The sequence below is a fragment of the Butyricicoccus pullicaecorum DSM 23266 genome (genome assembly GCF_900167005.1).
Classification (GTDB): domain Bacteria; phylum Bacillota; class Clostridia; order Oscillospirales; family Butyricicoccaceae; genus Butyricicoccus; species Butyricicoccus pullicaecorum.
Window position 1 is genome coordinate 363005 of sequence record NZ_FUXW01000001.1, and the last position, 21061, is coordinate 384065.

The window sequence follows — 21061 nt, forward strand, 5'->3', positions numbered from 1 at the left end:
TAAAAGGAGCAATTACTGTAAATGCAACTGATTTTAGCTTCACAGTCCCCGCGCAGACAGGAGCTGCTCGGGCTGATCACACCGGATTTTTCGGTGTGTCCGGCCGACATTGACGAGGGACTGCGCCCGGGCGCCGATCTGGTCGAGGAAGTCGCCAGACTGGCCGCGGGCAAGGCACGGGCGGTCGCAGACCTGCACCCGCAGGCCGCTGTGATCGGCTCGGATACGCTGGTCGTGCTGGATGGCCAGGCGCTGGGCAAACCGGCAGACGAACAGGATGCCTGCCGGATGCTGAGACTGCTGTCCGGACGCACGCACGAGGTCATGACCGGCCTTGCGCTTTACGTCCCCGGTCAGGGTATGCTGACCGACACGGTCGTAACCCGCGTACGCTTTGCCGATCTGTCCGACGAGGAGATCGCGTCCTACGTCGCCTCGGGCGAACCCATGGACAAGGCGGGCGCATACGGTATCCAGGGTACCGGCGCACGGTTCATCCAGGGTATTGAGGGAGATTATTACAGCGTTATGGGCCTGCCGGTGCGCCGTCTGTATGAGCGGATGCGCCAGACAAAGCTGGTCTGATTTTAGGAGAGGGGATCCCACTTGCGAAATATCTTTACCACAAGACTGCTGACGGTCATTCTGCTGATCGCGGCAGTTTGTCTCGGTCTTGCTGCCTATACCGGGGCAGCCGGACAGGACTCGCCGGTTTCGGCGGCGGTCGGCACCGTGCTGTCGCCGCTGCAGAAAGGCGTATCGGTCGTGACGAACAAGGTCGGCCATCTGGTCGATCACTTCCAGAACTACGACGAGATGGAGGCCGAGAATAAGCAGCTGCGCGAAAAGGTTGCAGAGCTCGAGCAGCAGGTGCGTGACGCACAGGTTGCGCTGGACGAGAACGAGCGTCTGCGCGTGCTGACCGGTCTGGTCGAGGCGAACCCGACCTTCCACTATGATATGGCCGAGGTCATCGCGCGTTCTCCCGGACAGTGGGCGACCACGATCTCGATCGATAAGGGATCGCTCGCCGGTGTGTCCGAGAACGATCTGGTTGTGACGGCTGAGGGCATGGTCGGCTATGTATCCATGGTTGCACCGACTTACAGCAAGGTCACCACCGTGCTTGACACCAACATGCACGCCGGTGCGCTGGTCACCCGTACCCGCGAGAGCGGCATTGCACAGGGTGATTACGAGCTGATGGGCAGCGGCATGCTGCGCCTGTCCTATCTGGGCAAGGACAGCGATGTCGTCATCGGCGACACCGTGCAGACCTCGGGCGAGGGCGGTATCTTCCCCAAGGGTATTATGATCGGCACGGTTGAGCGCGTCATGATCGAGGAGAACGGCATGGATAACTATGCAGTCATTCGTCCGTTTGTCGATCCGGCAACGGTCACCGACGTGTACGTCATCACCGACGTGACTTCGGGACAGGTACAGTCCACCGATCAGGCGGCAGCCGATGCCGCAGCGGAGTGATGCGCCATGCAGAGAGACCGCACTACGACCTATAAGATCGTTTCCTACACCATTTTTCTGATCGTACTCTATCTGCTCGAGACGGCAACTCCGCTCGGCGGACTCAAACTGTTCGGTGCACGTCTGGATCTCTTGTTCAGCGTGCCCGCAGCGGTTGCGCTCATGGAAAACCCGGCCGTCGGCGCGGCCATCGGTCTGATCACCGGCATTCTGTACGATCTGGCGGGCACTGGCGTAGAGGGCCTGCTGCCGCTCTACTTTATGCTGTTTGCCACCTTTGCGGGTGCAATCAGCGGACGCTATCTGCGCCGCATCTGGCCGTCGCATCTGCTTTTGACCGCAGGCGGCATGCTCATTCTGCGCGGCTTGCAGTTTGTGCTGTCGGCGATGGTTCGCGTATCCTACCCGATTCTGCCGTTCCTGCAATCCATGTACGGCGAGATTCTGGCCGCGATCGTTTTGTCCCCGTTTATTTACCTGCCCGTGCGCACCATGGCACGGCGGTTTGACCGTATGAAGTGAGGTTTTTTACCCTATGGATAACAAGACAAAGCTGTTACATCGATTGCTTGCACTCTTTGTCGTGCTTGCTTTGCTGTGCGGCGTGTCAGCCGCCGGTCTATATTCTTTGCAGATCATCAACGGTGAACAGTACCGCCTGCAAGCCGAGCGTCACCTGACTTCGACGAGCGTTGTCTCGGCGGCACGCGGTGAGATCCTCGACCGTTACGGTCGGCCGCTGGTCACCAACGAGTCGGTTTACTCCATCCGCTTTGACTACGCTTACTGGGATTTTGACAACCAGAATGACATCCTGCTGCAGCTTGTGCAGCTGGTCATCTCGGCGGGTGTGGACGTGCCGACCGCACTACCCATCACCCAGCAGGAGCCGTACACCTTCACGTGCAGTGCAGATGATACGGTATACACCACGCTGACCTCGTTTATCGACGAGAAGAACGGTACATCGTCCGGTCAGGATAAGCTGGGACTCAAGTCCAAGTACGGTGTCAGCGAGGCCAAGGAGCTGGACGCGCCGAGCGTGCTTGCAGTGCTCAAATCGTATTACAACATCAGCGATTCCTACACCCCGTCCAATGCACGCTGGATTTTGGAACAGCGCTATCGCATGTCGACGTCAGGTTTCTCGCGCACCAATCCGTTCATCTTTGTCGAGGACGTTCCGATGGACCTCATTGCCGAGATCAAGGAGCGCAGCAGCCTGTTCAAGGGTGTCAATATCGAGACCTCGACCGTGCGCAAGTACGAAACCGACTGCGCAGCGCAGATTCTGGGACGTACCGGCATTATTTATAAGGAAGACTGGGACAAGTACAAGGACAAGGGCTATTCCATGACCGATATCGTTGGTAAGAGCGGTTTGGAAATGTCCATGGAAGAGTACCTGCGCGGCAAGAAGGGCAGCCGCATGGTGGACACCGACGTGACCGGTGAGGTTACGGGTACGATGGAGGCCACCGCGCCGCAGCCAGGTGACAACGTCATCACGACGCTGGACATCGAGCTGCAAAAGGTTGCGGAGGAGTCCTTGGCAAACGTCCTCTCGCAGATTTCGGGTGCACGCGGCGGCGCGGCAGTCGTTGTCAAGGTCGACACCGGCGAAGTGCTGGCAGCAGCCAACTACCCGACGTACAGCCAGGCAACCTTCCTCGAGGATTCGGCGGCCATCAATGACAATCCGCTCGAGCCGACGCGCAATCGTGCCTTCCAGATGGCTTATCCGCCCGGTTCGACCTTCAAGCCCATGATTGCACTGGCTGGTCTGGAAGAGGGTGTCATCACCCCCAACACAATCATGGTTTGTAATCACTATTACACGAGATTCAGCTCCCGTACCTTTACCTGCCTGGGCTGGCACGGTACCGAGGATTTGACCAAGGCCATTCAGAAGTCGTGTAACATCTACTTCTACGAGACTGGCTACATGCTGGGCGGTGCGACCATTGAGAAGTGGTCTAAGCTGTTCGGCTTCGGTCAGAAGACCGGCATCGAGGTCGGAGAGATTGCCGGTTCGGCCGCAGGCCCGACCTACCGTGCACAGATGCTGGAAAACAACCCGCTGCTCAACCAGTGGCAGCCCGGTGACGTGGTACAGGCTGCAATCGGTCAGAGTGATAACACCATCACCCCGCTCCAGTTGGCTGTCTATGCGGCAACGCTGGCAAACGGCGGTACCCGCTATCAGCCGACGCTGATCAAGAGCGTTAAGTCGTACGATTACAGCCGTACGGTTATGGAGAACGAGCCCAAGGTTGCACAGGAGCTCGACGTGGACCCCAGCAATTTGCAGACCGTTGTAAGCGCCATGCAGTCGGTTGCCGACGAAGGCGGTACCGCAGCGCGTACCTTTGCAAATTACCCGATTTCGATTGCGGTCAAGACCGGTACCGCACAGCACACGGGCGGCAAGGACTTTGACGGCAATACCAACGACCATGCGGTCTTTATCGGTTTTGCACCGGCAGACGATCCGGAGATTGCAGTCGCTATCGTCGGCGAGTGCGCCGGACATGGTTCGGAGGTCGCACCGGTTGCCCGCGATATCTTCGACGCTTACTTCCAGGGCGAAGGAGAGATGGAGTCGGTGCCCGCCGAGTACACCCTGCAAAAGTAAAAAATTCCGCGCAGACGGAAGATCAAAAGCACCTGCAAGATGGGATATCTTGCAGGTGCTTCTATGTGTCCGGAGCAAAATCTGTCGTTTGTACACCCCTTGTGGAAAAGACCAAGGTTTGTTTCGGTGGATGTCGGAAAAAACTTGTAAAAATACACCGCCATAGGCTTGTCACAGACCGCTTTTTGCTTTATACTTGAATGTAAGGTGTGAAATCATTCGGAGGAAGTATGCGCAAGATCATTTTGGTTGCGTCCGGTAAGGGCGGCACAGGAAAAACCTCTCTGACAGCTGCGGTCGGGACCGCGCTGGCAGGACTAGGGAAAAAGGTGCTGGTTGTGGACGGCGACTGTGGTCTGCGCAATCTCGATCTGGTGCTCGGCATGAGCGAACTGGCCGTATTCACGTTTGCCGATGTGGCACGCGGTACGGTATCGCTGTCCCATGCGGCAGCCGCCCATCCGACGACCGGCGGTCTGTACCTGCTGACCGCACCCGCCGATCTTCCCGACCTGACCGCGTCCCAAATGCGCAGTCTGGCCGAGCAGACCGAGCAGGACGGTTACGACTACGTCATCATTGACGGGCCGGCAGGACTGCCCGCCGAGCTGTCGCTCTATGCACAGATCGCGACCCAGGGCATTGTCGTGACCATGCCCGACCCCGCTTCCATCCGCGGCGCTGAGCGCGTCGCCAGACGGATGGAGGACGAGTGCATCATGCGCATTCGTCTGGTCGTCAACCGCGTGCGTCCACGCCTGGTGCGCTACGGCGTCGCCGCTAACATTGACGATGCAATCGACACTTCCGGTTTGCAGCTGCTCGGAATCATCCCCGAGGATGAGGACGTGATCGCCTGCGCCGGCAGCGGAAAGAGTGTTGTAAGCTATAAAAAATCGGGCGCAGCCCAGGCCTACCGCAACATTGCGCGCCGCCTGGAAGGAGAGCGCCTGCCGCTCATGCGGCTATAAGGTATGACTAGAAAGGAGACCAACAGAGTTATGAATATCGCTTTGATCGCACACGATCGAAAGAAAGAGCTCATGGTGCAGTTCTGCATGGCATACTGCGGCATCCTCGCAAAGCACAACCTGTGCGCGACCGGTACCACGGGCAAACTCGTATCAGAGGCAACCGGTCTCAAAATTGAACGATATCTCCCGGGTATGCAGGGCGGTGAGGAGCAGATTTCTGCCCGCGTCTCGTACAACGAGATCGACCTCGTCCTGTTCTTCCGTGATCCCATGTCCAACAGCCAGTACGAGCCCGACATCCATGTGCTCGCGCGCCTGTGCGACATGCATAATATCCCGATCGCAACCAACGCGGCGACCGCAGAAATGCTCATTCTCGGCCTGGATCGCGGCGATCTCGATTGGAGAAATATTGTAAATCCCAAGTCCCGCTGATTCAAACGGACATCCGGCGTACCCGCCCGCCCCGGCGGGTTCGGGTGCGCCTCTTTTTATGCCGCGTCCTGCGGCATTTTGCATGTTCCAGCAGTGGGTAAAATGATAGTCAGAAGGAGTTTTTCGTACAGATGGAAAAAATCAAACCCAGAACACTGTCCGGCTTTATGGAGCTTCTGCCGGCGGCTCAGGAGCAGATGGAACGCATCATGCAGACCCTGCGCGAGACCTACGCGCTCTATGGCTTCTATCCGCTTGATACCCCGGTGCTCGAAGCGTCCGAAGTCCTGCTTGCCAAGGGCGGCGGTGAGACCGAAAAGCAGATCTACCGCTTCCAGAAGGGCGATACCGACCTGTCCATGCGTTTCGACCTGACCGTTCCGCTGGCAAAGTACGTAGCACTCAACTACGGACAGCTGACCTTCCCGTTCCGTCGCTATCAGATCGGCAAGGTTTACCGCGGCGAGCGTGCCCAGCGCGGCCGTTTCCGCGAGTTCTATCAGGCGGATATTGATATCATCGGCGACGGTCAGCTCGACATCATCAACGAGGCCGAGATCCCGTCCATCATCTATAAGACCTTCTCCCGTCTGGGTCTCAAGCGCTTTAAGATCCGCATCAACAACCGCAAGGTGCTCAACGGCTTCTTTGCTATGCTCGGCCTATCCGACAAGGCGAGCGACGTCATGCGCACGATCGATAAGCTCGAGAAGATTGGTCCGGACAAGGTACGTGAGATCCTGACCGAGGACTGCGGCGCAACCAGCGAGCAGGCAGACGAGATTCTCAAGTTCATCACCATTGAGGGCGGTACCCAGGGCATTCTGGAAGCACTCAAGGGTTACGAGGGCAAGAACGAGACGCTCGATCAGGGTATCTCTGAACTGACCACGGTTGCGACCTACATGGAAGGCTTCGGCGTTCCGGCCGATCACTTTGAGATCGACCTGACCATCGCACGTGGTCTGGATTACTACACCGGCACGGTTTACGAGACCACCATGCTCGATCACCCGGAAATCGGTTCGATCTGCTCGGGTGGCCGTTACGACAACCTGGCCGAGTACTACACCGATAAGAAGCTGCCCGGCGTGGGCATCTCCATCGGTCTGACCCGCCTGTTCTTCGTCCTGCAGGACAAGGATTACCTCAATCAGAACCCGCCGGCATCTCCCGCCGACGTCATGATTCTGCCCATGACCGACGAGGTCGGCCCGGCCATCGAGCTGGCAACCCGTCTGCGTGACAACGGCATCCGCGTCCAGCTGCACTGCGAAAAGAAGAAGTTCAAGGCAAAGATCACCTACGCGGATAAGCTCGCCATCCCCTATGTTATCTTCATGGGCGAGGACGAGATCAAAAATAACGTCGTCGCACTCAAGGAGCTCGCGACCGGCGAACAGACCAACACCGGCTTTGACGAAGCGCTTGCGCGCATTCGTGACGGCCTTGCTGCACGTGCAGCCGGTACGGTCATTCTGGATCGATAAGACGAATTTCAATGTAAAGGAAAGTGTATTATGTTTCAGTCTCGAACCCACACCTGCAATGACCTGCGTATGGAGCATGTCGGCCAGACGGTAAAGATCGTCGGCTGGATGGAAAACGTGCGTGAGGTCGGCAGCAGCCTGGCGTTTGTCATCCTGCGCGACTTCTACGGCACCACTCAGGTCGTTCTTGAGACCGAGGAGATGCTGGCATCCATCAAGGGACTCAATAAGGAATCCACCATTTCGGTTGAGGGCGTTGTACGCGAGCGCGACAGCAAGAACCCCAAGATGGCAACCGGCGACATCGAGGTCGTTCCGACCAAGATCGAAGTTCTCGGCCGCTGCCGTTACAATGAGCTGCCCTTCCAGGTTGGCCGCAGCCGCGAGGCCGATGAGACCCTGCGTCTGAAGTACCGTTACCTCGACCTGCGCAACCCGGAGGTCAAGAACAACATCGTGCTGCGCTGCAACGTTGTTGCCGCTCTGCGCGCTGCGATGACCGAGCACGGCTTCCTCGAGATCACCACCCCGATTTTGACCGCTTCCTCTCCTGAGGGCGCACGTGACTACCTGGTACCGTCCCGTAAGCATCCGGGCAAGTTCTACGCGCTGCCGCAGGCACCGCAGCAGTTCAAGCAGCTGCTGATGGCATCGGGCTTTGACCGTTACTTCCAGATTGCTCCCTGCTTCCGCGACGAGGACGCACGCGGCGACCGTTCGCCCGGTGAGTTCTACCAGCTGGATATGGAGATGGCATTTGCAAATCAGGACGACGTATTTGCCGTTCTGGAGGACGTTCTGCCGCCGATCTTTGCAAAGTACGGCAAGTACAACGTTGCATCGAGCGCACCGTTCAAGCGCATTCCGTTCACCGAGGCCATGGAGACCTACGGCTCGGATAAGCCTGACCTGCGTATCGACCTGACCGTTACCGACGTGACCGAGCTGCTCGGTGATTGCGGCTTCGGCCCGTTTGAGGGCAATGTCGTCAAGGCTATTCCGGTTACCGACTTCACCGCAACCCGCAAGCAGATCGACAAGCTGTGCGCAGATGTTGAGGTACAGTCGGGCAATAAGGCTTACTGGTTCAAGCTCGACGAGAAGGGCGAGATTGCCGGCGGTATCGCAAAGTTCCTGCAGGACAAGAAGGATGCCATCATCGCAGCACTCGACCTCAAGCCGAACACCTTTGTCGGCCTGACCGCTGGCAAGAAGGGCGTTGCTCAGAAGACTGCTGGCGTTCTGCGCAGCAAGCTGGGTGCAATGTGCCCGAACCACATGGATACCGAGCGCTATGAGTTCTGCTGGATCGTTGACTTCCCGATGTACGAGATCGGCGAGGAGTCCGGCGAGCTGGAGTTCTGCCACAACCCGTTCTCTATGCCCAACGGCGGCGCAGAGATTCTGGACAAGGCACACGCTGGCGAGGTCGACCCGCTGACCATCACCGCATTCCAGTACGATCTGGTCTGCAACGGTGTCGAGCTGTCCTCTGGTGCGGTTCGTAACCATGACCCCGAGATCATGGTCAAGGCATTCGAGCTGGTACGTCTGGGTGAGGACGCTGTTAAGGCGAAGTTCCCGGCAATGTACAACGCATTCTGCTACGGTGCACCTCCGCATGCAGGTATCGCGCCTGGTGTTGACCGTATGGTTATGCTGCTGGCTGGCGAGGAGTCCATCCGTGAGATCATTCCGTTCCCGATGAACAAGAATGCACAGGATCTGATGATGGATGCACCTGGCACGGTTGAGCAGAAGCAGCTCGACGAGCTGTCCATCGCAATCGTTCGTCACGAAGACGACGAAGCATAAAGCTAAGTAATCACAAACGCACGCTGGAGCCAGTCCGGCGTGCGTTTTTTTGCCTGTGGACGAATCCCTCTAATTGTAAAATTTATGTATTGATATTTTACATATATTTTACTATAATATTACAATAGACTGCGGACGCGGCCTTGTATCACAGAAGGGAGCGTACATAATTATTATGATTACAGCGATTGATTGGAGACTGAACCTGGAATTTTTGTTCCGTCTGGCGTTGGCAGGCGCGTGCGGCGCAGCCATCGGCTACGAACGACTCAACCGACTCAAATCAGCCGGTCTGCGCACACACTTTATCGTCGCTATCGCCTCGGCGCTTATGATGATTGTATCAAAATATGCGTATTTCGACGTGGTGAGCGAGGCCGTCAAGCTCGACCCCTCGCGTGTCGCCGCGGGCATTGTATCGGGTGTCAGCTTTCTGGGCGCAGGCATGATTTTCCGCCGCAATCAGTCGACGGTCACCGGACTGACCACCGCGGCTGGTATCTGGGGCACGGCAGGCTGTGGTATGGCCATCGGCGGCGGACTGTATGTCATGGGCATCGCCGGAACGGTGGCGATTTTCCTGGTGCAGGCGTTCATCCATCGCGATTCTCCCATTCTCAAGAACGCCGTGTCGGCCGAGTGCTTCCACATCGTCATGCGCGACGAGCCGGGGGCGATGACCGAACTGCGCAGCAGACTGCGGATGTACAACGTTGAGATCATGAACATCAAGGCCAAGAAGGAAGGCAACGGCAATGTGTCGATGGATTTGCAGATTCGTCTGCCGCTGCATTTTGACGCGGGCGATTTGATGAATATGATGGAAGAATTTCCGGCCATTCAGGCGGTTGAATATTGAGAAAAAAGCTACATTTTGCTTTTACAAGTGCAGGGTCATGTGGTAAAATAGGGAAAGAGAATTATTAAGAAGGGAAGTCCCTAATATGAGAAGTTATCTGAGACTGGCACATATTGCAATTTATACGACCGATATCGAGCGTTCTATCAAATTTTATGAGACTCTGGGTGCAGAATGCACCATGCGCGACAGCGTACAGAAGCCGACCGGCATCAATCAGTTGGCCATGCTGACCCTGACCAACTTTGAGATCGAGCTCATTCAGCCGGGCGACGGCAAGATGCCCGCAGGTGAGGGTGTCATCCCGCACTTTGCGATTGAGGTTGCCAACCTGCCGCTGGTTGTCAATGAGATGCGCGTTATGGGTCTGGGTGAGTTCTGCACCGAAGAGCCGATCGAGCTGCCCAACCTGTTCGGCGGTCTGCGCAACATCTTCTTCAAGGGCCCGAGCGGCGAGATGGTCGAGCTGATCGAGCATTTTGATGAGAGCACGCGCAGCAAGCGTCTGTAAGACAGAAAAAAACCTGCCTTTTCGGCAGGTTTTATTTTTGCGTCAAAAAAAGAGAGGGTGTGGGATTGCTCCCACACCCTTCTGTTATTTCTGGATGGATGCTCGGATTAATAGTGACGAGCCTCGTACAGATGATCTTCGATTGCCTTGCGAGCGGCCTGAACTTCCGGCTTGGTGGAAACTTCAGCGACGCCTACACGCCACCAGTTCTCATAACCAGCAGACATGGTCTTGGGCAGGACCTTCATATCGATCAGGGTCGAAACGGTCTGCTTCTTTGCGTCCTCGATTGCAGCTTCCAGCTCTTCCTGAGTCTTAACAGTGTAGGTCTTGCAGCCGTAAGCAGCGCCGATTGCAGCGTAGTCGACCTGGATGACCTTGCCCTTGTGGATACCGTTGGTCACGCCCTCTTCGAGCATGTTCTTCTCGGTGCAGATGCAAGCGTTGCCCTGACCAACTTCCAGGTTGTTGATGCAGCCGAAGGAAGCGTTGTCGAACAGCATAACGTTGATCTTGTGGCCGGTCTGGATGGAGGTGATCAGCTCGGAGTGCAGCATATCGAACGAGCCGTCGCCGCACATCGAGTAAACTTCCTGATCCGGGCAAGCCATCTTAGCGCCCAGAGCAGCAGCGATCTCGTAACCCATGCAGGAGTAACCGTACTCCATGTGATAGGTGTTGGTCTTGCGTGCACGCCACAGACCCTGCATGTCGCCCGGCAGCGAGCCAGCAGCAGCAACAACGATTGCGTTGTCGTCGATCATGCGGTTGATGGTACCCAGAACGGTGGTCTGGCACAGCTTGCAGCCGGTGTCCTCGATGTACTTCTCAACGCACTCGCGGTTTGCGTCGTTGATCTCAGGCGTGAAGGACTCCTTGTCGGTGTAAACAACGTGATCCAGACGATCAACCTCGTCGAACCACTCCTTGCGGTAAGCAGCAACAGCCTCAGCGTAAGCAGCGTCGGTGTGATAGCCGATCTTCTTGAGCTCCTCGCCGATTGCGGTCAGAGCCTCGTTTGCGTCAGCAACAACCGGGGTAGCGTCCATCTTGTAAGCCTGGAACTCGGAGGGGTTGATGTTGACGAACTTTGCATCGGTGCGGTACAGCCACTTGGAAGCGGTGGTGAAGTCGGTGTAACGGGTACCAACGCCGATAACAACGTCAGCCTCGTGCGCCAGCTTGTTTGCAGCGATGCCGCCGGTGATGCCCAGACCGCCCAGGTTGAGCTCATGGGTCCACTCGATTGCCGACTTACCGGCCTGGGTCTCGCCGAATGCGATGCCGAAGTCCTCAGCGAACTTCTTGAATACCTTGTGAGCCTCAGCGTAACGAACGCCGCCGCCGCAGATCAGCAGGGGCTTCTTTGCGTTCTTGATGACTTCAACAGCCTGCTCGAGAGCATACTTGGTGATCGGGCGGCGGTCGATGCGCCATACGCGCTTCTTGAAGAAGTCAACCGGGTAGTCGTAAGCTTCAGCCTGTACGTCCTGCGGCAGGGAGATTGCAACAGCACCGGTGTTTGCGGTGTCGGTCAGAACACGCATAGCCGAGATCATGTCGGTCATAACCTGCTCGGGACGGTTGATGCGGCCCCAGTACTTGGTAACAGCCTGGAATGCGTCATGTGCCGAGATGGTCAGGTTGTGCGGCTGCTCCATCTGCTGGAGTACCGGGTCAGGCTGACGGGAAGCGTAGATGTCGCCCGGCAGGATCAGAACCGGGATGTTGTTTGCGGTAGCGGTAGCGGCAGCGGTTACCATGTTGCAGGCACCGGGGCCGACAGAAGAGGTGCAGGCAAAGATCTGCTTGCGGCGCATCTGCTTTGCGTAGCCGATTGCAGCCAGAGCCATGCCCTGCTCGTTCTTGCCCTGGTAAACGACCATGTCCTTGAGCTCCTGCTCTACGCCGTTTGCAAAGCCAACAACGTTGCCGTGGCCGGGCAGCATGAAGATGCCCTTGACGAACTTGTGCTCAACTTCGTTGCCGTCCATGTCGATGTAGCTGACGTACTGGTTCTCGAGGAAGCGAACCAGAGCCTGGCTTGCAGTCAGGCGAACGGTTTCCATGTGCTTCATGTCAATCATTCCTCCTAAAAAAGAAACGGTTTAATCTATATGGTTGGTGAAAAAGGGAAACGAAAATCAGTTACCGGTCGGGCAATGCCAGATGTGATCGTTGGCATCGTCCTCGAGCAGCCACAGATGCTCCTCGTCGTCGATACGGGTCTTGTCCCACGGATCGCCCGGCAGATGGCGGATGCCCCAAGCGTAGCAGCAGGAGTAACCGGGAGCGGTGACCTGAGAGTGCATCTTGTCGGTGATGATTGCAAGACCGTTGTGATGGGTCTCGTAGATCTCGCCGTTGCCCCAGCCAGCGCCGAAGCCCATCGGCTTGTCATAGCGATAGAAGTAGCACTCAGGCTGCGGATGATGGTGCGGCGGGTAGGAAGACCACTTGCCCGGCAGGTTAACGACTTCGCCGAGAACCATGTTGGAGTAGGGCGCGTTGTCGAGGTCGAAGCAGGTGCGAACATCACGCTTGATGCAGCCCATCAGCTCGCCCTGATTGCCGCGTGCCCAGGTGTCGGTGTCTTCCGGCTTGTACATCTTGCTCGGGAAGGTCTTCTCGTTGAGGGTCTTCTGCACGTAGATGTTGCAGGGACCGTGTGCGGTGATCTTGACCTCGACGCCCTTGCAGACATGCAGGCAAGAGGGATTGTAATCGAAGGGATTGGGACGGTCTACATCGTAGGACTGGCCTTCCCACTCGAAGGTGCACTTGCCGTCAAAAACCAGGCAAGCGAGTTCCTTTTCGGCCTCGTTGAAAGAATAGGTGTCGCCGTCCTCCATGACGAGCAGAGCGACGTCCATCATAGCGTCCTTGCCGATGCCCTCATCCAGGCGAATATACTCGTTGTAGCCACGCTTGACTTGCTTATCAATGTACATAGCACATACCTCCAGAAAAAATAGTCCCACGCGTGCCGTAAAAGCCCGCCGCAGGGAGGAGTATTCATAGATACTCGGTTACAGTCATTATAGCATGATACCCAAAAATCATCAACGCTTTTGCGTAATTTTGGAGAAAATATCAAACTATTTTGACATTTTGCACAGGCAATACCACAAAATTCCGTACAAAGTTCCGAAAGTCGTGGTGCGGGCGGTGTGCGTGACCGGGACAAGATAAGGGTGAGAAAGGGTGAGAAGGAGAAAGGGAGAGCCGGGTTTTCCGGCTTGTATCTTGTCTTTCCGGTACATCTTGAGTATAATTATAGTCAAATGTCAGGGAGGATGCTTGCAGTATCTTCCTGTGTAATAACACGATTTTAAGATTTTTGTATTTCTGAGCCGATCAGACAGGGAAGGAGAGAGTGCAGGACGTGGACGCCGCACGCAGAGAAAAGCGAGAGCATGGAACGCAGGGGTTCCCGTTTCAGATTTATTCGGCGCCGCAGGCGCAGGACTCCGATCTGGTGCCGTATCACTGGCATCCGGAGACCGAGATTATCACGGTATTGCGCGGAACGGTCATGGTGACCATTGCCGACCACCGATATGCAGGGCAGGAAGGCGACGTGTTTTTTGTGTCCTCGGGACAATTGCACGAAATTCGGGGCGGTGTGGACAATTTATTCCGCGCGTTTGTATTTCCGCTGGACTTTTTACAGTTTCGGCGGACGGACATTGCGCAAAGTGAGCTGCTTGCGCCTCTGGAGGAAGGCGGCCTGCGGCTGCCGGCCTACGTGTCGCACGAGACTGCGCTTGGGCAGGAACTGTTCCGAGAGCTAAAAAAAATGATCCGCGTATGTGCGGATCAGCCGTTTGGATATCAACTTTTGGTCAAGTCTGCATTGCTGTACCTGATTGGCCAGTTGGCCGCCGCGGGAAAGTTGGAACAGCGTGCCCAGCGGTCGGGTGAGGAGTATAAAGTACAGCTTTTGCGCCGGATCGTGGAATATCTCAGCGAGCACTGTACCGAACGCCTGCGTCTTGCCGATGTCTCGGCACAGTTTGGCTTGTCTCCACAGTACTTTTGCAGCTTTTTCAAGGAAAATCTGGGCAGAACACTGGTGCAGCACGTCAATTTTCTGCGCATTGAGCGTGCCTCGCGTCTGCTGCGCGAAAGCGATCTGCCCATCCTGGAAATCAGTTTGAGCGTGGGCTTTGATAATGTAAGCTACTTTATCAAGAGATTCCGCGAAGTCTACGGCTGTACGCCGACAGACTACCGGCGATCGGTGAGCGATCGACAGTAAATCAGCGGTCGTAGCGCACGCGGATGTTGTTCTCCGAGAAGAAATGCAGATATTTCTCGGGCGGACGGCGATCGGTGATGAACGCGGTCAGATCCTGAAGCTGGCAGAAGGAGATGACAGCGGACTTGTCCAGCTTAGACGAGTCGGCCATCAGATAGATGGACGAAGCACGCTGTACAACGCCGCGCTTGATCTCTGCTTCGAGGAAGGTGGTATTGGTCATGCCGCTCTCGAGCGAAACGCCGGTTGCAGCCATAAATGCCTTGTTGATGGTCATACCGGACAGCATTTCAAAGGTAGAAAGGCCGGTAAAGGAGTCGGTAGCACTGCTGTAAATGCCGCCGAGCGAGATGAGGCTGAGGTTATCGTACTTGGAAGCCTCGCTCATTGCGCCCAGCGAGTGGGTGATTACGGTCACGCGCTTGCGGCCGGACAGGTAACGCAGCAGGCAGACGGTCGTCGAGCCCGAGTCGAGGAAAATGGTATCGCCGTCCTGTACTTCGGCAGCGGCGAGCATACCAATCTGGTTTTTGTCAGCGGAATTCAAGTTGGTGCGCACAGGCATGGGGACAGCGCCGGGCGAGCCGACGGTGGTAACGCCGCCATAAACCTTGGCGATGTGGCCGCGTGCTTCAAGGTCGTTGAGGTCGCGGCGGATGGTATTCTTGGATACACCGAAGACCTCGCAGAGTTCATCGATGGAAACGGTCTCTTTCGAGATAACGTACTGCTCGATCGAGTTGAGACGACTGATTTTCATATATTCTCCCTTTTCTTCCTAATGTCCGTGTGATGAAAGCGCATGGCTTTTCACAATCCCAAATTCTCTGATTGGCCATGGTTTATGTGTAAAGAATCTGCGCGCGCGTATGGCCGGACGCAAAGCGCACAGAAATACAGCTGTCGGCTCCCGACGGGATTAGTCGGAAGGCCGTAGAAAACAAAACAACCCTGCTTATAATTTTATCAGAAAATAACGAAAAAGCAACCAGAATTCGGGCGAAAATCGGCATGTTTCTCCAAGGGGTATTTTTTGGTCGGAATCGGGCGAAAAAGCACGCTTTTCACAGAGGTTTTGGGAATGCTCGAAAATAAAAGTCAATCAGAATGTGACCAAAGTAACAAAAAATTTTTCAGAAAAATCCCCAACTCAGCATTGAAATTTAGCCAGAACGATGATAGACTACAAGTAGTGAGAAGGAGAAAACGGCAGACCCAAAGGCGGTTTGGCCGGTTTTCACATGAATAACTGTAATTATAGGCAGGTGTATGCAATGCAGAAAGCAGAAAAAATGAAGGAACTGCGCGTATTTGCCCAGGAAATCAGAGTTGAGGCTCTGAAGACCATCGGCTCGCTTGGCTTTGGCCATGTCGGCGGTTCCATGTCCGTTGTAGAGGCTCTGGCTGTACTGTACGGCAGCGTTATGAAGGTTGACCCCAAGAATCCCCGCTGGGAAGATCGTGACTGGTGCGTTATGTCCAAGGGTCATGCAGGCCCGGCTATGTACGCAACCCTGGGTCTGAAGGGCTTCTATCCTCTCGAGCAGGCTTATACCCTCAACCAGCCCCATACCAATTTCCCGTCCCATACCGACCGCACCAAGACTCCGGGCGTTGATCTGACCACCGGTTCTCTCGGTCAGGGTATGTCCACCGCAACCGGCGCTGCACTGGCAAACAAGGTTGACGGCCGTACCAATCATGTATTCGTATTCGTTGGTGACGGCGAGTGCGACGAAGGTCAGGTTTGGGAGGCAGCTCAGTTTGCTGCACACTACAAGCTGGACAATCTGGTTTGCTTCGTAGACTCCAACAAGCGTCAGCTCGACGGTTCGGTTGACGACATCATGAGCCACGGCAAGGGCATCGGCGCAAAGTTCGACGCTTTTGGCTGGAACGTCATCGATGTTGCTGACGGCAACGATGTAGAGCAGGTTTACGACGCTGTTGAGGCTGCTTACCAGGTTACCGGCAAGCCCACCTGCATCGTGCTCAACACCATTAAGGGCAAGGGCTGCACCTTTGCAGAGCCGTCCGGCGCACACTCCTCGCAGCCGAGCAAGGAGCAGTGGGACGAGGCGATCGCTTTTGCAGAGGCAGAGCTCGCCAAGGTCAAGGCACAGTAAGGAGGGTATCGAACAATGAGCTTTACTTTGATTGGCAAGCACGAGAAGGATTCCCGTGCAAATCGTGACGGTTACGTAACCGCCATGGAAGAGATGATGAAGGCAGACCGCAACGTCGTACACATCGACTGCGACCTGTACAACTGCATCAACACCGCGAAGCTGGAGAAGGAGTTCCCCGGCCAGTGCTTCAACGCTGGTATCGCTGAGGCTGACGCTGTCGGCGTTGCAGCTGGTATGACCGCTGCCGGCAAGACCGCTTTCGTTCACTCGTTCGGCTGCTTCGCTTCCCGCCGTGCATTCGACCAGGCATTCATGTCCGCAGCATACGCAAAGCTGCCGGTACATATCATCGGTTCCGACCCCGGCGTATGCGCTGCATACAACGGCGGTACCCACATGCCGTTTGAGGATTGCGCACTGTACATGTCCATCCCGGACGCAGTTGTTATCGATCCGACCGACTACGCTATGATTCACTGCCTGACCAAGAAGCTGGCAGAGTCCAAGAAGTTCTCCTACATGCGCATGGTTCGTAAGGGCATCGTAAAGGTCTACGACGACGGTGCTGACTTCGAGATCGGCAAGGGCGTTACCCTGAAGGAAGGCAAGGATGTTACCATCATCGCTTCCGGTATCATGGTAGACGAGGCACTCAAGGCTCAGGAAGCCCTGGAGGCTGAGGGCGTATCGGCTAAGGTTGTTGATATGTTCACCTGGAAGCCCATCGACGAGGAGCTGATCGTAGCTTCCGCGAAGGAGACCGGTGCGATCGTAACCGCTGAGAACCATCAGGTAAACTGCGGTCTGGGTTCTGCTGTTGCACAGGTTGTAGCAAAGAACTGCCCGGTACCGATGGAGATGGTTGGTGTACAGAACCGCTTTGGCCAGGTTGGTGCACAGAACTTCCTGCAGGAAGAGTACAACCTGACTGCAGCTGACATCGTAGCAGCTGTTAAGAAGGCTATCGCTCGTAAGTAATTGATTGGGGCGTAGGCTCTAAGTCAAATAGAAAAGGGATGTCCGTCAGGACATCCCTTTTGTTTTTATGTTTTGGTTGATTTTCCCTTGCGGGGGACGGGAAAATCAAAGGGGGGATTTCGCATCCTGCGGGATGCGACTCAGGGCGCTGCCCTGAGAACCCGCAAGCCTTTCGAGAAAGGCTTGAGCGAAAGCTTCAATTTCGGCTGCGGGCGGGATTTAATCTTCGAAGGGTTCCTGGAAGAGGGTGCAGACGTCATCGCCATCGGGCGTTTCTCCGGTAACTGCGCCTTCGTCGAGGTTGGTCAGACGGAAGACCTGATAGAGGGTATCATTTTTCGTGGTTTCGGTGATGACCAGACGTTTCCAGGAAGTCTCCTTGACACCGCGATCGGATTCCGCAGCGAATTTGTCGGCGCTGTTGTCTGTCTTCAAGGTGTAGGCAGTACCATCGCAGGACAGGGTGGAGACGATGGGGTCGCCTTCGGTGGTGTACTGTTTGATCTGGATGGTTGCAGACTTGCCGACACCGGTTACGTTGAGAAATTCTTCAAAGTTTTCCCGACCGGTGGTTTCACCGGAATTTGGAAGATCGAGCACACCGCAGTCAAAGAAGTCGATTGCGTTGGGGTCTTCGGGAATGTCGGTGGGCTGAGAGGTGCTGGGAGTGGACTGGGAATCGTCTGTGGTCTGCTGGTCGGTCGTCGACTGGGACTGATCGGGCGGCGTGGACGGATTTTCCGCTGTGTCCTTAGGGCCGCAGGCGGTCAATCCGGCGAGCAGCAGGCAGAATATGAATAAAAGTTTGGTTCGTTTCATCGTGCGTCATCTCCTTTATATGCAGATAGACGAGGAAAATAAGAGGAAAGTTCCTCTATTTGTATTGTAGCAGAAGGGAAGTCTTTGTGCAATGCGGCGTGTCGGATATGCCGGAAGAAAAAGCGATTGAGGCGTATTTTCTCTAGGCAAACGCGGCGTGGTGCGGTAAAATAGAGATATACATTACAACACGCAAAACGGAGGTTTCGCAAATGGACGCAAAGGAAAGAGCGCTGCTGGCGCATGAAGAGTGGGGCGGAAAGATCGAGGTCGTTGCACGCTGCCCGGTTGAGAACCGTGAGGATCTGTCGATCGCTTACACCCCGGGTGTTGCCGAGCCTTGCCTCAAGATTAAGGATGACCCGTCCCTGAGCTATAAATACACCCGCCGTCACAATCTGGTTGCGGTGATCACCGACGGTACGGCGGTACTGGGTCTGGGTGATATCGGCCCGGAGGCCGGCATGCCGGTCATGGAGGGCAAGTGTGCACTGTTTAAGGCCTTCGCTGACGTGGATGCCTTCCCGCTTTGCGTCAAGAGCAAGGATGTAGACGAGATCGTGCGCACCATCCAGCTGATTTCCGGTTCGTTCGGCGGTGTCAATCTGGAGGATATCGCGGCACCGCGCTGCTTCGAGATCGAGCGCCGTCTGAAGGAAGTTTGCGACATTCCGATTTTCCACGATGACCAGCATGGTACGGCAGTTTGCTGTGCGGCTGCGATGATCAACGCTTGCCGTCTGACCGGTCGTGACCTTAAGGACATCAAGCTGGTTGTCAACGGCTGCGGCGCGGCAGCGATCGCGGTCACCAAGTTCCTGATGTTCCTGGGCGTGCAGAACGTTATCATGTGCGAGCGTTTCGGCATCGTATGCGAGGGCGACGAGCGCCTCAATCCGGCACAGGCAGAGATGGCAAAGATCACCAACCGCGACCACATGACCGGTACCCTTGCCGATGCGGTCAAGGGTGCGGACGTGTTCTTTGGTCTGTCGGCACCGGGCGTGTTGACTGCCGAGATGGTTTCGACCATGGCCAAGGACCCGATGGTCTTTGCGATGGCAAACCCGGTACCCGAGATCTGGCCGGACGAGGCCAAGAAGGGCGGCGCAGCCGTTGTCGGCACCGGTCGTTCGGACTACCCCAACCAGATCAACAACGTACTGGCCTTCCCGGGCATCTTCCGAGGTGCGCTTGACGTGCGTGCATCGGACATCAATGAAGAGATGAAAATGGCGGCAGCTTATGCGATTGCGCACGTCATCACCGACGAAGAACTGTCGGCGGATAACATCATGCCGCTGGCCTTTGACGCGCGTGTTACGGGTGCTGTTGCCAAAGCCGTTGCAGATGCTGCGGTTCGTACCGGCGTTGCGCGTGTCTGAGTACTTTTTGTCTAAATCGTAAGAAAATTTGGGTACCTTTGCTATAAGATAGTTGACTTTTGTGGTGCAGTCTTATACAATAGAAACATGAAGAGCTTGCGCTGCGCTCTCTGCGTGGTGGTTGCAAATTTCATTACGGAGGTATGAAAAATGTTAGATCCCAAGAAAGTAAGACTCGGTATGTGCCCGATTGGTTGGTCCAACGATGATATGTGGGATCTCGGCGACGAAAACACTTTCCAGCAGTGTGTCTCTGAGATGGCACTGGCTGGTTTCACCGGTTCCGAGGTCGGTCATAAGTATCCCGAGGACAAGGTTGTCCTCAAGCATATGCTGGACGTACGTGGTATGACCATCGCGTCCAAGTGGTTCTCTTCCTTCCTGGTTGACAAGCCGTACGAAGAGGTTGAGGCTGAGTTCATCAAGGAGCTGGAGTACCTGAAGTATGTTGGCGCAACTGCAATCAACATCTCCGAGCAGTCCGGTTCGATCCAGGGCAAGACTGATGTTTCCGTTCTGGACATGGAGAACAAGCGCGTACTGACCGATGAGGAGTGGACTCGTCTGTGCGAGGGTCTGAACAAGCTGGGCAAGCTGTCCCTCGAGCAGTACGGCATCCGTTCCTGCTTCCATCATCACATGGGCACCGTGGTACAGACCGTTGAGGAGACCACCCGCCTGATGGAGAACACCGATCCCAAGTACGTATTCCTGTGCTTCGACACCGGCCACTTCACCTTCGCTGGCGAGGACCCGGTTAAGATGCTGGAGAAGTTCGCTGACCGCGTAGGTCACGTACACCTCAAGAACATGCGTATGCCGATCGTTGAGAAGGTTCGTGCTGAGCACTGGTCCTTCCTGGACGCTGTCCGCAACGGCGCATTCACCGTACCGGGTGATCCGGACGGCTGCGTACAGTTCGACGACGTATTCGAGCTGCTCGACAAGGCTGGCTACGAAGGCTGGATCATGGTCGAGGCTGAGCAGGATCCTGCAAAGGCAAATCCGTTCGAGTACGCAAAGATGGCTCGCGCATACATCAAGGAGCACACTGGTCTCTAATTTTAGCGACCTGCTAACCGAACATATCGAGTCAAAAATGACACCAAGAGAGCCGACCGAATGGTCGGCTCTTTGACTGTTAAAAACACTTACGCCCCGCAGGGCGTGTGTGATTTTGGCAAAAAGACGCGACATGTGCGTGGCTTTTTGCACAGCGAAACACCCGGGACCGCTCATTGATGCGCGGTTTCGGGTGTTCTTCGTCCAGAGCGCTTTGCGCGGC

The 21061-nt window shown here is 55.8% G+C and carries 19 protein-coding genes; 15 read left to right on the top strand and 4 right to left on the bottom strand.

Translation table 11 applies throughout. The annotated features are described in order from the left end of the window. The first annotated feature begins 21 nt into the window (after positions 1-21). The 10 genes from B5D52_RS01855 (at position 22) to B5D52_RS01900 (ending at position 10204) form a co-directional block, all read left to right on the top strand. Positions 22-585, top strand: coding sequence for a Maf family protein (locus B5D52_RS01855; protein WP_016147648.1), 564 nt, complete (start codon positions 22-24; stop codon positions 583-585). A gap of 21 nt (positions 586-606) precedes the next feature. Next, positions 607-1485 carry a rod shape-determining protein MreC gene (mreC, locus tag B5D52_RS01860; protein WP_016147647.1) on the top strand — a complete coding sequence of 293 codons (879 nt, stop codon included), beginning with the start codon at positions 607-609 and terminating at the stop codon, positions 1483-1485. 6 nt (positions 1486-1491) lie between these two features. Next, positions 1492-2007, top strand: coding sequence for a hypothetical protein (locus B5D52_RS01865; protein ID WP_016147646.1), 516 nt, complete (start codon positions 1492-1494; stop codon positions 2005-2007). A 13-nt stretch (positions 2008-2020) separates the two neighbouring features. Then, positions 2021-4120 carry a penicillin-binding transpeptidase domain-containing protein gene (locus B5D52_RS01870; RefSeq protein WP_016147645.1) on the top strand — a complete coding sequence of 700 codons (2100 nt, stop codon included), beginning with the start codon at positions 2021-2023 and terminating at the stop codon, positions 4118-4120. A gap of 230 nt (positions 4121-4350) precedes the next feature. Next, positions 4351-5091: a nucleotide-binding protein gene (locus tag B5D52_RS01875; RefSeq protein WP_016147644.1), complete on the top strand. Its 741-nt coding sequence runs from the start codon at positions 4351-4353 to the stop codon at positions 5089-5091. Between the two features lie 30 nt (positions 5092-5121). Beyond that, positions 5122-5529 carry a methylglyoxal synthase gene (locus B5D52_RS01880; protein ID WP_016147643.1) on the top strand — a complete coding sequence of 136 codons (408 nt, stop codon included), beginning with the start codon at positions 5122-5124 and terminating at the stop codon, positions 5527-5529. Positions 5530-5660: 131 nt separating this feature from the next. After that, a complete protein-coding gene (hisS, locus tag B5D52_RS01885; protein WP_016147642.1) occupies positions 5661-7019 on the top strand; it encodes a histidine--tRNA ligase in 1359 nt (452 codons plus the stop codon). Positions 7020-7049: 30 nt separating this feature from the next. Further along, on the top strand, positions 7050-8834 hold the full coding sequence (gene aspS / locus B5D52_RS01890; RefSeq protein ID WP_016147641.1) for an aspartate--tRNA ligase: 1785 nt from the start codon (positions 7050-7052) through the stop codon (positions 8832-8834). Positions 8835-9009: 175 nt separating this feature from the next. Further along, entirely contained in the window at positions 9010-9693 is a 684-nt protein-coding gene (locus tag B5D52_RS01895) for an MgtC/SapB family protein (RefSeq protein ID WP_016147640.1), read from the top strand. Positions 9694-9778: 85 nt separating this feature from the next. Continuing rightward, positions 9779-10204 (top strand): VOC family protein, encoded by a 426-nt coding sequence (locus B5D52_RS01900; protein ID WP_016147639.1) that lies wholly within the window; start codon positions 9779-9781, stop codon positions 10202-10204. Positions 10205-10311: 107 nt separating this feature from the next. Here B5D52_RS01900 and iolD read toward each other — a convergent pair whose 3' ends face one another. After that, the gene (gene iolD, locus B5D52_RS01905; RefSeq protein WP_040332796.1) at positions 10312-12273 is read right to left on the bottom strand and encodes a 3D-(3,5/4)-trihydroxycyclohexane-1,2-dione acylhydrolase (decyclizing); all 1962 of its coding nucleotides are present in this window, start codon (positions 12271-12273) and stop codon (positions 10312-10314) included. A gap of 75 nt (positions 12274-12348) precedes the next feature. After that, positions 12349-13155: a 5-deoxy-glucuronate isomerase gene (locus tag B5D52_RS01910; RefSeq protein WP_016147637.1), complete on the bottom strand. Its 807-nt coding sequence runs from the start codon at positions 13153-13155 to the stop codon at positions 12349-12351. A 425-nt stretch (positions 13156-13580) separates the two neighbouring features. Between B5D52_RS01910 and B5D52_RS01915 the strand changes: the two genes are divergently transcribed. Next, positions 13581-14465, top strand: a complete 885-nt coding sequence (locus B5D52_RS01915; RefSeq protein ID WP_078689094.1) for a helix-turn-helix transcriptional regulator — start codon at positions 13581-13583, stop codon at positions 14463-14465. A gap of 1 nt (position 14466) precedes the next feature. On the opposite strand, the gene B5D52_RS01920 is transcribed toward B5D52_RS01915, so the two are convergent. Then, a complete protein-coding gene (locus tag B5D52_RS01920) occupies positions 14467-15225 on the bottom strand; it encodes a DeoR/GlpR family DNA-binding transcription regulator (protein ID WP_016147635.1) in 759 nt (252 codons plus the stop codon). A gap of 532 nt (positions 15226-15757) precedes the next feature. Here B5D52_RS01920 and B5D52_RS01925 point away from each other — a divergent pair. After that, positions 15758-16591: a transketolase gene (locus tag B5D52_RS01925; RefSeq protein ID WP_242825625.1), complete on the top strand. Its 834-nt coding sequence runs from the start codon at positions 15758-15760 to the stop codon at positions 16589-16591. Between the two features lie 15 nt (positions 16592-16606). Beyond that, positions 16607-17572 (top strand): transketolase family protein, encoded by a 966-nt coding sequence (locus B5D52_RS01930; RefSeq protein ID WP_016147633.1) that lies wholly within the window; start codon positions 16607-16609, stop codon positions 17570-17572. A 219-nt stretch (positions 17573-17791) separates the two neighbouring features. On the opposite strand, the gene B5D52_RS01935 is transcribed toward B5D52_RS01930, so the two are convergent. Next, positions 17792-18391 (bottom strand): DUF4362 domain-containing protein, encoded by a 600-nt coding sequence (locus tag B5D52_RS01935; protein WP_016147632.1) that lies wholly within the window; start codon positions 18389-18391, stop codon positions 17792-17794. Positions 18392-18603: 212 nt separating this feature from the next. On the opposite strand from B5D52_RS01935, the gene B5D52_RS01940 reads away from it, so the two are divergent. Continuing rightward, a complete protein-coding gene (locus tag B5D52_RS01940) occupies positions 18604-19776 on the top strand; it encodes an NAD(P)-dependent malic enzyme (protein WP_016147631.1) in 1173 nt (390 codons plus the stop codon). Positions 19777-19926: 150 nt separating this feature from the next. Next, positions 19927-20838, top strand: a complete 912-nt coding sequence (gene iolE, locus B5D52_RS01945; RefSeq protein ID WP_016147630.1) for a myo-inosose-2 dehydratase — start codon at positions 19927-19929, stop codon at positions 20836-20838. Positions 20839-21061: the final 223 nt, after the last annotated feature.